Source organism: Enterococcus sp. DIV0660C (assembly GCF_017316125.1).
In the GTDB taxonomy this organism is placed as follows: domain Bacteria; phylum Bacillota; class Bacilli; order Lactobacillales; family Enterococcaceae; genus Enterococcus_B.
The window spans coordinates 38,670-52,331 of the sequence record NZ_JAFLWA010000027.1; the positions used below are offsets into that span (position 1 = coordinate 38,670).

Here is a 13,662-nt window from a genome sequence, read left to right on the forward strand (position 1 = left end):
ACTTGTGAATTAAGGTTGATCATTCTATACTGATACCATCAATTATTTTTATTTGAATGGAGTCCGTATGAAATTATCGACCTTAACCTATTTTGTTGAAGTTGCTACTGAGGGTAGCTTTACAAAAGCTTCTCAAAAATTATACATTTCACAGCCGACCTTAAGTAGACGAATCCAAGAATTAGAAACAGAACTTGGAGTCAAACTATTTATTCGAACAAGCCATTCTCTTACCTTAACCAGTGCTGGTAGACAATTTCTGGTTGAAGCAAATGATCTTTTGAAACGTGTCGATCATTTAACACACCTTTTTGATCACCAGAAAAGTACCGAAAGTCATTCACATCTTTTTCGGATTGGTTACCTCCCTAATTTCAATATGGGAAAAATGTTTCAGCTATTCGAACAATTTAAATCAGAACATACTAACGTCAAGTTCGTATTGAAACAAGATACACCTATGAACCTGTCTGAGGGACTTTTAAAAGATGAATATGATATGGTCTTTAACCTTTCCAATTATTTTCAACCAAATAAGTCACTCGAAACCATTTTATTTATGAAAAATCATTTACAAGTTGCAGTTCCGGTTCATCACTTATTGAGTCATCAAAAAAATGTTGATTTCTCCGAACTAAGTCAAGAAACATTCATTCTTCTCGAAAGACAGCAATCTCCGATTATTGTTGATTATGTTATCAATCAATTTATCAACTACGGTTTTAATATCAAAGCAAACTCTTATGTAAAAAATCTTGATGAAGGATTGTCAAAAGTATCTGTCGGCGATGGTTTGGCCTTTCTATACTCAGGAATGGACGATGGAACATTAGAGGAAAGGTACCATATCAAAATTATTGATTTAAAAAAGAACCAGACAAATCAAGATATCGTCGCTGCTTTTACTCGAGAAAAAAATAGCGGACTTTTTGGAGAACTAATTCACTTCTTAAAGGTACATTCCTAATAGAGGCTCTTCTTAAATTTCTTATTTTTAGACCACAAATGTTGTCAAAAATGAATGATTTGCTTAAACATAAAAATACTGGTCTTCAGTCTCACCTTCTATGTCAACAGTTAAAAAAAAGTATCCAGAAAGAACAGGATGTTCTCTCTGGATACTTTTTTAAGTTTTATTCCTTAATTACATAAAAACCATCACATTTTTATTGCTATCATGATTTAAGACCAAAAATTATCTCTTTGAGGACAACTTTTACAAGTAATTTATTTGTCATGTTATGGTTCAACTGTAACAAAAATCTCTTTAAGGAGCGTGTTTACTCATGCGATATAAGAAAATGTTAACCCTAACAGAAATGCAACAAACAATTGGTGGAGGCGCGAATAAAACACAAAAATGTATTGCTGGAGTTGCAGGTGGATTAATTACCGGAGGTGTAGGCGGTGGCATAAAAGGATTCGGCGTAGGCGGACCTTGGGGAGCTGCAGCAGGGGGCGTACTTGGTGGTGCTGGTGCAGGATTAGCTGCAGCGGCGACTTTTTGCTAATGGATAATCAATCAAAAAAAATCTGCTACTTCTTGATTAGTGACGTGATTCTTTGTATCGGAACACTAATTTTGTTTCTTTTTTCGGGACTGTCAGTTAAGGAAGCTTTGCGATCTCCAATCATGATTTTTGAATATATTTATGTTACTGTTACTTGGATTATTTACTTTTTTACGAAACAAAAAAAATAATAGTGGGAGGACATATGGACAATAAACGTGTATTATCAACAAAGGAAATCCAAAATATTACCGGAGGCGGATTAAGTAACTTCGGAAAATGTGCAGCTGGCACATTTGGAGGAATGTTTACAGGTATGGGAACACTTGGACTAGCTGGCTCAGCTATTGGACCCGCGGGTACTGTACTTGGAGGGACTTATGGTGCGCTTGGTGGAGCATTGACTGGTGCTGCAGCTAGTTGTTAAAAGATGCGCATTTGTTTAACAAACCCTAAGAAATTCTGCGACTGTTACACATTTTTATTTCTATGTTCCCGAAAGGAATCATCACTCCTTTTTATATCATAAGAGAGATAAAAGAAGCAAAATCTAAAAGTCATTGATACAAAAAAAGTCTCAATCGTTGAGACTTTTTTTGTATGCTATTTGCTCATCACTGTTAATATCAAGGTACAAATACCTAGCATAGTCAATCCAAATCGTAATAATTCATTTTTTTGTAGACTCATACTTTTCATTAACTCTTTAACTCCCATTAGTACTAAGAGAACAATAACAATGTAAAGTATATAGTACGTCCGCATTCCCGAAGCCCAGACTGTAGGAGAAAATCCCATAATTACTCTTGAACAAAATCCCATTATCATCAAAATAACTAATAAAATAGCAGTTTTTTTATTGTCAAAACTTAAATAAATACCAACAATCAAACAAATCAATAACCCTAAAACTACTAAAGTAGCGATCCAAGTACCAGGATAAAAAAGTGACAATTTTGTTCCTAACCCTGTAAAGAGATTATTCAAATTACTACTACTCCAAATCATCGCTCGTTTATTTCCACTAACGTAAGTAAAACTTTGTCCCATTGTATTGCCAAAATAAATAGTCAAATTTAAGAACAACGGCAATGCAGTCAATATACGTACATAGTAGTTTTGATGTTTTCTATATACTAGAATAAAAACTAGGGAAAATAACAATAAAAACAAAATATTCATGTCTAAAAAAAATGGCTTTCCAAATGATGAAATACCTAAATCTAGCTTATTAAGAAAATTGAAATTTTTATACTCAGGAAACCACCTATTAATTTCATGCACAGCACGTAATGCATTCCCTGGAGTTGTTAAAGAGAAAATTAATTCTGCTAAGCTTATTATTGAAAAGACTGATAGCTTATAACTATATCGACCATTAACAATTAAATATAGACTAACTATACTAGTTAGAACAAAAAAACAGGCATTCACTTGTTCTTGATTAGTTGAAAATATTAATAAAGGAATACTTAACCAATATATTTTTCTAGTTATTTCTTCTCCTCTTAAAACTTGGAAAAACGGATAAAAAGCTAGTAAACTAAACGCAACTGGCCACTGATAGTTTAAGGTGGTTGCTCGCCAACCAGTTTCCCCCATCACTGTCATCGGCACTAAACAGTATATAGAAAAAACCAATAACAAATTTTTAACATTTATTTTCTCAAAAACATACTTGCAGAGCAACACTACAGTTCCTACCATAACCATAGAATTTAATAATTTCCATAACGCAAAATGTTTAGAAAAAAACATTAAAAATAACTCCACAATAATTCTTGAACTCCATGTTTTATAATGTTCTATGGAAGCACCTAAATAACCAAGTTTATCTAGTCTACTCGCATAAACCATATCATCTGCTCTGATAGTCGGCATATACATATTAAAAAGTAAAAACACGCCCCAAATTCCTAATAACACCAAAAACAATTCTTTATTTTTTGTTATTTTTATACTATGTTTGTTCATTTTATACTCCTTTCTATATTTACCAATAGAGTATAACATAGCCTTAAGAGTTATTTAAATCTATCTTTTTAGTTATCTTTAACTAGTTGTAGGTATCCCTTGTGTGAGAAACTTGATTCGAGCATCAAGTAGATATTAGAAATATATATCTTACTCAAGATTCCTTCACATTTAGACTGATTGCACGTATGTAAAACGACGTCAAGTCCCTGCTCTTTCTTCCATCAAAAATCAAAAGCTGACCTATCATTCCCTTGCTATCTATGATTTTTTTACGTTTTTACGTCTAGATGAGCAATGGCACAACGATTTTGATAACTGTTATAAATGCTTATCTTAGGAAGCGTAAAAAAGAGATGAGTTTTGATGAAACTATAATCTATGCTCACATATCTTTATCTTTCGCCATATACATATATCTAAACTAACAGAAATAGGAACGCGTTGGACACAAGAAAAATAAAATTACTCAACAAATTCACTTGTACGTTCCCCAAGGGATGAGAGAAAAATTACAAATTTACCTTGAACTTTTATAAAATCTTTGCCTTTTATACTAGAAGATATATAACAGTAAGACAAAAAAACCCCCTTGCCTAAGCAAGGGAGCTTTTTGGTCGAATAACAATAAATTAACGACGGATTTCTTTGATACGAGCAGCTTTTCCGTGTAATGCACGTAAGTAGTACAATTTTGCACGACGTACTTTACCGTAACGAACTACTTCGATTTGAGCAACACGTGGTGTGTGTACTGGGAATGTACGTTCAACGCCCACTCCGTTAGAAATTTTACGAACTGTGTAAGTTTCGCTGATTCCAGCACCACGGCGTTTGATTACAACACCTTCAAATAACTGGATACGTTCACGTGTACCTTCGACAACTTTCGCGTGAACACGTACAGTGTCACCAGGGCGGAAAGCTGGGATGTCAGAACGTAGTTGTTCTTTTGTTAATTCTTCGATTAATGGATTCATGTTTTCTTCTCCTTATTCCAAACATTCTTATGAGTAAACTCACAGCGGAACATCGTAATAGTTAAGTGCTTTGCACTCACCACAAAATAGTAACATACTACCAATTGAGTGTAAAGTACATTTTCATGACAAACACATTTTTTCTATTCTGTTTCTTCTTGCTTGATTTCAGCTAAAAACTTCTCCATTTGTGGTGTCAGTTCTAAGTCAGCTAGTAAATCAGGACGTCGTTGAACTGTTCGACGTAGAGATTCCTTTAATTGCCACTCCTCAATCAACTTGTGATTACCATTTGTTAATACATCAGGAACTTTCATTCCCTTGAACTCAGCAGGTCTTGTGTATTGTGGATGTTCAAGCAATCCGGTAGAATATGAATCCGTTTGGGCAGAGGTTTGATTTCCTAATACATCAGGAAGTAAGCGAACAGTCGCATCAATCATAACCATCGCTCCAAGTTCTCCTCCAGTCAACACATAGTCACCCAACGAAACTTCATCTGTTACCAATGTTCGAATTCGTTCATCATACCCTTCATAATGACCACAAATAAAAACTAAATGTTCTTCTTGTGAAAATTCTTCTGCCATCGCTTGATTAAACTGTTTCCCAGCTGGATCTAACAAGATCACACGTTTCTTGACAGTTGGGTCTGCTTCATCGATTGCTTTCAAATTGTCATAGATTGGTTGAACTTTCAGTAACATACCAGCTCCACCACCATAAGGATAGTCGTCTACTGTTTGGTGTTTGTTATCAGAATACTCACGAAAATTAGATACACTGATATCTAGCAATCCTTTAGCAACAGCCTTTCCAATAATTGATTCACCCATAGGACCTTCAAACATTTTAGGAAATAGGGTCAATACATCAATCTTCATCATCAATCAACCCTTCTGGAATTTCCACATGGACTACGCCATTAGCTACATCTACTTCTTTTACAACTGATGCAATATAAGGAAGCAACAAATCTTTTTTCTTTTCACGTTGAACGACCCAAACATCATTTGCTCCTGGAGAAAGGATTTCTTTCACTTTTCCAAGTTTTTCGCCAGCTTCATCCAAGACCACTAAACCGATGATTTCATGATAGTAAAATTCATTTTCTTCTAACTCTGAAATTTCTTCTTTTGACACCTTTAAAATGCCGTCACGATATTTTTCGACATCATTGATTGACGGATGTCCTTCAAAACTTAATAAATCAAAATTTTTATGTTTACGATGACTTTTGATAGTCAATTCAACAGGTGCTTTTCCATCTTGAAATAAAGTGAGTTGCGCTCCTTTTTGGTAACGCTCCTCAGGAAAATCAGTCGTTGAAATGACACGAACTTCTCCTTTTAACCCTTGAGTATTGACAATTTTTCCAACATTTAGATATTCAGTCACAATTTTTCCTCATTTCTTTTTTCTCTGCTTCATTTTAGCATGGGCGTTTGGGCAATTCTAGTTTTGTTTTTTAAAATGAATTCTTTTTTACTTTTATACAAAAAAGCATGACGCAAAAAAAAAACTGTTTCGAAAAAATTCGAAACAGTTTTTGATTTATTCCTTATCATCGACGATATTCAAACGAACCTTTTTAGGTGCGTTGATTCGTACCCCGTAAACGATTGTCCGGATTGCTTTTGCAACTCGTCCTTGTTTTCCAATGATACGACCAATATCTTCTGGTGCTACAGTTAGATTGTATTCATAAAAATCTTTCGATTCAACGACCTCTAACCGAACTTGATCAGGATGAGTGACTAACGGACGAACGATTGTTAAGACTAGCTCACTTAAATCTTTCATATCCGCTCACCTTATTTCTTTGAAAATTTAGCTTCGTGGTGTTTTTGCATAACGCCTTCTTTTGAAAGGATGTTACGAACTGTATCTGAAGGTTGCGCACCTTTTGATAACCAGTTAAGAACTAAGTCTTCTTTTAAAACTACTTCTGCAGGGTCTTTCAAAGGATTGTAAGTACCTACAGTTTCGATGAAACGTCCGTCACGAGGAGAACGTGAATCAGCTACTACAATACGGTAAAAAGGACTCTTTTTAGAACCCATACGTTTTAAACGAATTTTAACTGCCATTATTTATTTCCACCTCCATTGATTTATTCACAAGATGTAGTGTAACAGTTTTTTTTTACCCTGTAAAGCTTTTTTTCTTTACAGGTTTATAAATTCCTTTTTTTCAGTGATTATAGGCATTTTTGACGATAATTTTATTGGGCTTTTAACTAGTAAGTGCTTTTATTTGCTCGTTTTACTTATTTTTTGTAAGATAGTTATGAAAGATAATTATTAGGAGGTTCTATTTATGACAAAAAAAATTGGCTTTTTTATTGGTAGTTTAAGAAAAGATTCTTATAACAAAAAGGTTGCTGAAGCTTTCGCAAGCTTACTACCTGATGGCTATGAAAGTGTCTTCGTTAAAATTGATGATCTTCCTTTCTACAATGAAGATCTTGAAACACCAGAAAATGCACCTGAAGCTTGGACTCGTTTCCGTAATGAAGTAAAAGATCTAGATGGCGTTATTTTCGTTTCACCTGAATACAATCGTTCAATCCCAGCAGCTTTGAAAAACGCGCTAGACGTTGGTTCTCGTCCTTACGGTCAAAGCGTTTGGGATTCAAAACCTGGTTTAGTTGTTACAGCTTCTCCTGGTGGAATCGGCGGTTTTGGTGCTAACCATATTATCCGTCAATCGCTAGTCTTCTTAAATGTACCAACACTTCAACAACCAGAAGCTTATATTGGTAATATCGTTAACTTAGTTGGTGAAGATGGAAAAATCATTGATGGTACAATGAAATTCTTTGAAACAATTATGAATGCGTATATTGACTTCTTGGAAAAATTGACGAAGTAAACAAAGGTTGGGAAAGAAGTTTACAACTCCAATAAATAAGAATAAATTTTCAGAAATTGATTGTCAAATTTTTGCGAAATCTTGACTTATTTTGAAGTGAATGCAAGCTATCTTAAGAAGTTGCTTGGAAAACATCGTGAATAAGATTGTGGCTCAAAGCGATCAACAAAAAAAGTTGTTTGCCAAATAAAAAATTTGGCAAACAACTTTTTTATTTTTTTCGATAATGTAATTCAATAAATTGACCAAACTCCTGCGAATCAATATACTCTAATCTTTCTTGATACTCACCAGGTTCAAACAAACGAATTCCCTCACCGAGTAAAACTGGCGTGATTTGGATCCACCACTCATCAATCAACTGACTTTCTAGCAAAGGTTTAAGTAGCGCCCCGCCACCAACAATCCAAATATCTGAACCTGATTCTTGTCGAATTTTTTCTATAAACGAAGCTGGATCCTCATTGATTACTGTTGCATCTGGTAGAACCAATGATTGATTTCTTGAAAATACATAATTTTTCTTTTCTGGATATAACAGTTCTGCATCTAAAGATTTCTTAGCTTCTTCGTAGGTTTTTCGCCCCATGATTGTTGTATCAATTGTTTGATAAAATGATTCATAAGTTGTTTTCTCACCTGTTGGCGTATCAAATAACCACTGTAAACCATCTTCTTTTGTTGCCAGATAGCCATCCAAACTAATTGCGCCATAAAAGACGATTTTTCGCATGTGCTCCTCTCCTTCACGTTAGATTTTATCTATTAATTGACTAGTTTTCTTGAATGGTTGATTGCTTTACTTCTAGATGTCTAAAACAATCAGTGACATGATCGTTAATGATGCCGACTGCTTCTAAAAAAGCGTAAATCGTGGTACTCCCAATAAATTTAAAGCCGCGTTTCTTCAATTCTTTCGTGATCTTGTCAGATAGTTCACTCGTTGTCGGAATTTCTTCTTGTGTTTGATACATATGATTTACTACCTTATCATCAGAAAACCCCCATAAAAAAGTAGCAAAACTTCCAAATTCTTGTTGGATCTTTTGAACAGCCTTTGCATTATGAATAGCAGCTTCAACTTTTCTTCGATTACGAATAATTCCTTTATCTTGAAGCAAAGATTCTATTTTATTTTCGTCATATGCTGCCACTTTTTCTAAAGAAAAATTGTCATACGCATGATCAAAGGCTTCTATTTTATTTAAAATCGTTTGCCAACTTAATCCTGCTTGATTGATGTCTAGCATTAGTTTGCGATAAAGTCTTTGATCATCATATTCTGGAACACCCCAAATCGTATCATGATATTGTTGCATTGATGCTGTACTTTCTGCCCAAGAACATCGTTTCATTTTCCTTGCCTCCATGTTTATTTGTGAACAAAAAAGCTATGACAACATCTCAATCAATCGTTTGTCATAGCTCAAATCCATTCCATTCAGCAATCGCTTATTTACGTTTTTTCTTTTTCTTCTTGTTTTTCTTAACCATGCGATTCATCGCCATTTTTCCAAGTTTTCCTTTGACGCCTGTTCCAAACATTTGGTCCATTCCTGGAATATTCATGTCACCTTTCGACATCTGTTGCATCATCTTACGAGATTCTTTGAATTGTTTGATCATGCGGTTTACTTCTACCACACTGTTTCCTGAACCAGCAGCAATCCGACGACGACGGCTAGGGTTCAACAAATCAGGGTTTTCTCGTTCAGCAGGTGTCATCGAGTACACCATTGCTTTTTTTCGTTCCACATCTTTTGGATCAACTTTTACATTTTCAATACCGGGTACTTGATTCATTCCTGGAATCATTTTAATTAGATCTTCTAATGGACCCATTCCCATTACTTGATCCAGTTGTTCAATAAAATCATTGAAGTCAAAAGAATTTTCCCGCATTTTTTGGGCAAGTTCTTCCGCTTTTTTCTCGTCATAATCTTGTTGCGCTTTTTCAATCAGGGTCAACATGTCACCCATACCCAAGATTCGACTAGCCATACGATCTGGATGGAAGACTTCCAGATCTGTTAATTTTTCACCTGACCCGATAAATTTGATTGGCGCACCGGTTACTGAACGAATAGATAACGCTGCCCCACCTCTGGTATCTCCATCAAGTTTTGTAATGACAACCCCAGTAATGCCTAATTGCTGATTGAAGCTGTCCGCTACATTGACCGCATCTTGTCCAGTCATCGCATCAACAACCAACAGAATTTCATTTGGTTGTGCAATTTCTTTGATTTGCTTCAACTCATCCATCAACAGTTCATCAATGTGTAAACGACCAGCCGTATCGATCAAGACATAGTCATTTTTCTTTTCTCTAGCAACTTCCATCCCTTGACGAACGATTTCCACTGGACTGACATCTGTTCCCATATCAAAGACAGGCACATCTAATTGTTGGCCCAAGACTTTCAATTGGTCAATCGCTGCAGGTCGGTACACGTCTCCTGCAATCATCAATGGTCGTGCTTTTTCATTTTTCTTCAAAAAGTTTGCTAGTTTCCCAGCAAATGTTGTTTTACCAGCCCCTTGTAACCCAACCATCATAATCACAGTTGGGATTTTTGGTGACTTGATCAATTCTGCTGTTTCGGAACCCAAGGTGATCGTTAGTTCCTCATCAACGATTTTGACGATTTGTTGTGCAGGTGACAAGCTTTCAAGAACTTCTACTCCTACTGCGCGTTCTCGCACACGTTTTGTAAAGTCCTTGACTACTTGTAAATTGACATCGGCTTCCAGTAATGCTAAGCGGATTTCTCGCATCATTTCTTTGACGTCAGCCTCTGATACTTTCCCTTTTTTTCTTAATTTTCCCATCGCCTGTTGCAGACGTTCTGTTAAGCTTTCAAATGCCATTTTCTTCATTCCTTTAATTAGTTTCTAGTTTGTTACTCTTCGATGTCTTGAATTTGTTGAATAAAACCGATCAGTGCATCGTCTTTTGGATAGTGCTCGGTGACATAAGTCATCAGTTTTTCTAAGGTTTGTTCACGCACGATGTAGTTTGAAAAAAGATGCAGTTTTTTCTCGTAGTCTTCTAAAATTTTTCCAGTTCTCTTAATGTTATCATAAACTGCTTGTCGACTGACTTGATATTCTTCTGCAATTTCTCCAAGTGAAAAATCATCCGCATAATACAATTCCATATAATTCATTTGTTTTTCAGTTAATAAGGTCGAGTAAAATTCAAAAAGTGCGTTCATTCGATTTGTTTTTTCAATTTCCATTCAACTCACCTCATTTATCTTTGTGATTTCTTGCTGTTGTGCTAACCAATCCTCATCAGATAGAACGCTCATCTTCTGTTTTAAAAAATAAGCAGTTGCAACGCCTACACCTTCTGCCAATGTACCAGAAAATGTACCATCGTAAATTTGACTACTACCACATGAAGGGCTTTTTGCCTTCAAAATGAGTTGGTCAATTTGTTGTTCTTTTAATTTTTGCCAAGCAAGAATTGCACCTGCCTGATATTCCTTTGTCACATCGACCCCTTTGGAAGTCACGACCCTTGCCTTTTCATTCCAAACATCAAATCCATCTCCGCCGACAATTTCTGCTGGATCTCTGGGAATCGGTAAGCCACCCAAAACTTCTGGACAAACCATGATGGCTTCATGGTTTTCAACCATTGCGACAAGTTGCAAAACAGCTTTTGGCTGACCGTCATAACGACATGATACACCGCCTAAGCAAGCACTGATACCAATCATTTGAATCGCTTCCTTTCCTTCCAACAAAGTGCCTAGTTATTATACCATTTATTGAGTTGGTTACATAGCCCCTACCCTTGATTCTATGCTAAAATAGTAAAGCATGAATATGTTTTAAAGGAGCGCTTATGAAAAAAATCTTAGTTGTTGATGATGAACCTTCCATCGTCACTTTATTAACCTTTAACTTAGAAAAAGAAGGCTATCAAGTTACTAGTGCAACGGATGGACGCGAGGGATTAGAACTTGCTTTAGATCAAGCCTTTGATTTTATTATTTTAGATGTCATGCTTCCTTCAATGGATGGCATGGAAATTACGCAGAAACTTCGTCAAGAAAAAAACGATACACCTATTTTGATGCTCACTGCCAAGGACGATCAGATTGATCGTATTTTAGGTTTAGAGATTGGTGCCGATGATTACTTAGTTAAACCATTTAGCCCACGCGAAGTATTAGCTCGAATGAAAGCTATTTTTCGACGAATGGAACCTCGAAATGTCCCCGTTGAAGAAGAAGAACCAGAATATTTAACAGCGGGTCAAATCATTGCGAACTTAACAAATTTTCAAGTCACAGTTGATGGTCGTCTGATTGAATTGACCCCCAAAGAATTTGAATTGTTAGTTTACTTTATGAAGCGAAAAGATCGCGTCATTGATCGAGACACTTTACTCGAGCGTATCTGGAATTTTGATTTTGCTGGTCAAAGTCGAATCGTCGATGTTCATGTCAGTCACCTGAGAGAAAAAATCGAACGTGATCCAAAACACCCCAAATATTTAGTAACGGTTCGCGGATTTGGCTATAAATTTCAGGAGCCTCGACTATGAAAAATTGGAAAACTTTCTCAAGACGTCTCCTATTCTTGGTCTTTTTTCTAACAGTTTTTCTTGGTAGCTGGCAACTTATCTCAAATTATTTTCAACAACAAATTATTGAACAACAAGAAGAATACTTGACAAAAAAAGCACAATTATTGACGCGACAGCTTACTTGGTCGAACCCTGATTCAGTGGAAAACAAGGAAATTTTGACAGAATTCGTTCATCAATCTTCTGAACGAATCACGTTATTGGATGCTGTTGGCAATGTTTTGTATGATACCAGTGATGATGACCTAACAGGCAGTCGTAGTACACGTCCCGAAATCAAAGCTGTTCTTGATGGTGGTCGATTGGGGAGTTCCTTGCGTCAAAGTGAGACTGTAAATGAACAACTTCTCTATGTCGCTTTACCCATTAAAGAAAACGGTCAACTAAAAGCTATTATCCGAATTGCCGAACCAACTAGTGGTTTTTTACCACGCACAGAAAATTTTCGTCGTTGGGTATTTTTATTCTTTCTACTTTTCTTTGGTATTCTTTCAGGAATGATCGCTTACTTTGCTCATCAGCGAAACGAACCTTTGCATACCGTATTACCTGTGTTGAAAAAAATGGTCAATGACCCTGAGGAAACCGAAGTCATTATGCAAACCTCAGATCAATGGGAAGAGCTTTATCAAACGATTAATGCATTAAGTGAACAAATGAGTCATATGTATCGTGCTTATGCAACGACTGAAGAACAGTTATATACATTGCTGAATGAATTGATGATTGGTGTCTTTTTGATTGATTCAGAGTCACATTTACGTTTACTGAATCCTAAAATGCAGATGCATCTTGGGGTTACATCTTATCTGACTTCGCAACCTTACGCTGAGGTAATTCAAGAACCTCAACTAATCCATTTAATTCATCAGGTTTCTACTGCTAATCCATTAGTTCAGCAAGAAATCAAATTAAGTGAGGGCAACCAAACGCTAGACATCAGTTTACGTTACTTTAGCAATGCAGACGGAACTGGACAAATTCTAGGCGTAGCTTATGATTTAACGAAAGTTCGGCGGCTCGAAAAAGTCCAGAAAGATTTTGTTGGAAATGTTTCTCATGAATTAAAAACCCCTGTTACTTCATTGATGGGCTTCACAGAAACACTTCTTGATGGTGCTAAAGATGACCCAGAAACATTGACTACTTTTTTAGAAATCATGCAAAAAGATGCACATCGTTTAGATCAATTGATTCGCGAAATCATCCAATTATCTAAAGATGGTGAAAACTTATATGAATCACAAACGATTTATCTGGAATCTTATTTTGAACAAATTATTCAAAGCTACCAACCATTTATCAAACAGAAAAAATTAAGTGTTAAACTTTTGGGAAATAATGGTTCATTCACTGTTCAGTCAGAAATTTTATATCCAATCATCAAAAATTTGATTGAAAATGCCATTCAATACTCAAAAGAAGGCGGTCAAATCATTATTCGTTATCGTGTAGATGAACATTTGTGGTTTTCTGTCCAAGACTTTGGAATCGGAATCGACCAAGAAGATCAAGAACGGATTTTTGAACGTTTTTATCGCGTTGATAAAGCACGTAGCCGACATTCTGGGGGTACAGGTTTAGGTCTGGCAATCGTCAAAGACTATGTTAATCTGTTAAACGGCAAGATTACTGTGGAAAGTCATCCCGGTGTTGGTTCTACTTTTGAAGTGACTTTATGAAATGTCACACGAAAATCGAAAAACAGCGACGAAAATCG

The 13,662-nt window shown here is 35.9% G+C and carries 17 protein-coding genes; 6 read left to right on the forward strand and 11 right to left on the reverse strand.

Annotated features, from left to right (window positions below):
* Positions 1-67 precede the first annotated feature (67 nt).
* The 3 genes from DOK81_RS07780 to DOK81_RS07790 all read left to right on the forward strand — a co-directional run bounded on the left by DOK81_RS07780 (position 68) and on the right by DOK81_RS07790 (position 1,938).
* Positions 68-967, forward strand: coding sequence for a LysR family transcriptional regulator (locus DOK81_RS07780; protein ID WP_206909833.1), 900 nt, complete (start codon positions 68-70; stop codon positions 965-967).
* Between the two features lie 319 nt (positions 968-1,286).
* Positions 1,287-1,511, forward strand: coding sequence for a hypothetical protein (locus DOK81_RS07785; protein WP_206909836.1), 225 nt, complete (start codon positions 1,287-1,289; stop codon positions 1,509-1,511).
* A gap of 205 nt (positions 1,512-1,716) precedes the next feature.
* On the forward strand, positions 1,717-1,938 hold the full coding sequence (locus tag DOK81_RS07790; protein ID WP_206909837.1) for a hypothetical protein: 222 nt from the start codon (positions 1,717-1,719) through the stop codon (positions 1,936-1,938).
* A 176-nt stretch (positions 1,939-2,114) separates the two neighbouring features.
* On the opposite strand, the gene DOK81_RS07795 is transcribed toward DOK81_RS07790, so the two are convergent.
* The 6 genes from DOK81_RS07795 to rpsP all read right to left on the reverse strand — a co-directional run bounded on the left by DOK81_RS07795 (position 2,115) and on the right by rpsP (position 6,555).
* Positions 2,115-3,485 carry a DUF6056 family protein gene (locus DOK81_RS07795; RefSeq protein ID WP_206909840.1) on the reverse strand — a complete coding sequence of 457 codons (1,371 nt, stop codon included), beginning with the start codon at positions 3,483-3,485 and terminating at the stop codon, positions 2,115-2,117.
* Positions 3,486-4,117: 632 nt separating this feature from the next.
* Positions 4,118-4,465, reverse strand: a complete 348-nt coding sequence (gene rplS, locus DOK81_RS07800; RefSeq protein WP_206909841.1) for a 50S ribosomal protein L19 — start codon at positions 4,463-4,465, stop codon at positions 4,118-4,120.
* A gap of 143 nt (positions 4,466-4,608) precedes the next feature.
* Positions 4,609-5,349, reverse strand: coding sequence for a tRNA (guanosine(37)-N1)-methyltransferase TrmD (gene trmD, locus DOK81_RS07805; RefSeq protein ID WP_206909860.1), 741 nt, complete (start codon positions 5,347-5,349; stop codon positions 4,609-4,611).
* Positions 5,339-5,863 carry a ribosome maturation factor RimM gene (gene rimM, locus DOK81_RS07810; RefSeq protein ID WP_206909843.1) on the reverse strand — a complete coding sequence of 175 codons (525 nt, stop codon included), beginning with the start codon at positions 5,861-5,863 and terminating at the stop codon, positions 5,339-5,341. Before rimM ends, trmD begins: the two co-directional genes overlap by 11 nt.
* 156 nt (positions 5,864-6,019) lie before the next feature.
* The gene (locus DOK81_RS07815; protein WP_067483991.1) at positions 6,020-6,268 is read right to left on the reverse strand and encodes a KH domain-containing protein; all 249 of its coding nucleotides are present in this window, start codon (positions 6,266-6,268) and stop codon (positions 6,020-6,022) included.
* 11 nt (positions 6,269-6,279) lie between these two features.
* Complete coding sequence (gene rpsP, locus DOK81_RS07820; protein ID WP_005875628.1) at positions 6,280-6,555, reverse strand: 30S ribosomal protein S16; 276 nt, start codon at positions 6,553-6,555, stop codon at positions 6,280-6,282.
* 229 nt (positions 6,556-6,784) lie between these two features.
* On the opposite strand from rpsP, the gene DOK81_RS07825 reads away from it, so the two are divergent.
* Positions 6,785-7,339, forward strand: a complete 555-nt coding sequence (locus tag DOK81_RS07825; protein WP_206898525.1) for an NAD(P)H-dependent oxidoreductase — start codon at positions 6,785-6,787, stop codon at positions 7,337-7,339.
* Positions 7,340-7,550: 211 nt separating this feature from the next.
* Here DOK81_RS07825 and DOK81_RS07830 read toward each other — a convergent pair whose 3' ends face one another.
* The 5 genes from DOK81_RS07830 to DOK81_RS07850 form a co-directional block, all read right to left on the reverse strand.
* On the reverse strand, positions 7,551-8,072 hold the full coding sequence (locus DOK81_RS07830; protein ID WP_206909845.1) for a dihydrofolate reductase family protein: 522 nt from the start codon (positions 8,070-8,072) through the stop codon (positions 7,551-7,553).
* 40 nt (positions 8,073-8,112) lie between these two features.
* The gene (locus DOK81_RS07835) at positions 8,113-8,694 is read right to left on the reverse strand and encodes a DNA-3-methyladenine glycosylase I (RefSeq protein WP_206909847.1); all 582 of its coding nucleotides are present in this window, start codon (positions 8,692-8,694) and stop codon (positions 8,113-8,115) included.
* Positions 8,695-8,791: 97 nt separating this feature from the next.
* On the reverse strand, positions 8,792-10,210 hold the full coding sequence (ffh, locus tag DOK81_RS07840; RefSeq protein WP_206909850.1) for a signal recognition particle protein: 1,419 nt from the start codon (positions 10,208-10,210) through the stop codon (positions 8,792-8,794).
* Positions 10,211-10,242: 32 nt separating this feature from the next.
* A complete protein-coding gene (locus DOK81_RS07845; RefSeq protein ID WP_206909852.1) occupies positions 10,243-10,581 on the reverse strand; it encodes a putative DNA-binding protein in 339 nt (112 codons plus the stop codon).
* Complete coding sequence (locus DOK81_RS07850; RefSeq protein ID WP_206909854.1) at positions 10,582-11,067, reverse strand: DUF523 domain-containing protein; 486 nt, start codon at positions 11,065-11,067, stop codon at positions 10,582-10,584. It lies immediately after the preceding gene.
* A 128-nt stretch (positions 11,068-11,195) separates the two neighbouring features.
* Between DOK81_RS07850 and DOK81_RS07855 the strand changes: the two genes are divergently transcribed.
* Together DOK81_RS07855 and DOK81_RS07860 are read left to right on the forward strand one after the other, a co-directional pair.
* Positions 11,196-11,900, forward strand: coding sequence for a response regulator transcription factor (locus DOK81_RS07855; protein ID WP_206909856.1), 705 nt, complete (start codon positions 11,196-11,198; stop codon positions 11,898-11,900).
* On the forward strand, positions 11,897-13,624 hold the full coding sequence (locus DOK81_RS07860; protein WP_206909858.1) for an ATP-binding protein: 1,728 nt from the start codon (positions 11,897-11,899) through the stop codon (positions 13,622-13,624). Before DOK81_RS07855 ends, DOK81_RS07860 begins: the two co-directional genes overlap by 4 nt.
* Positions 13,625-13,662: the final 38 nt, after the last annotated feature.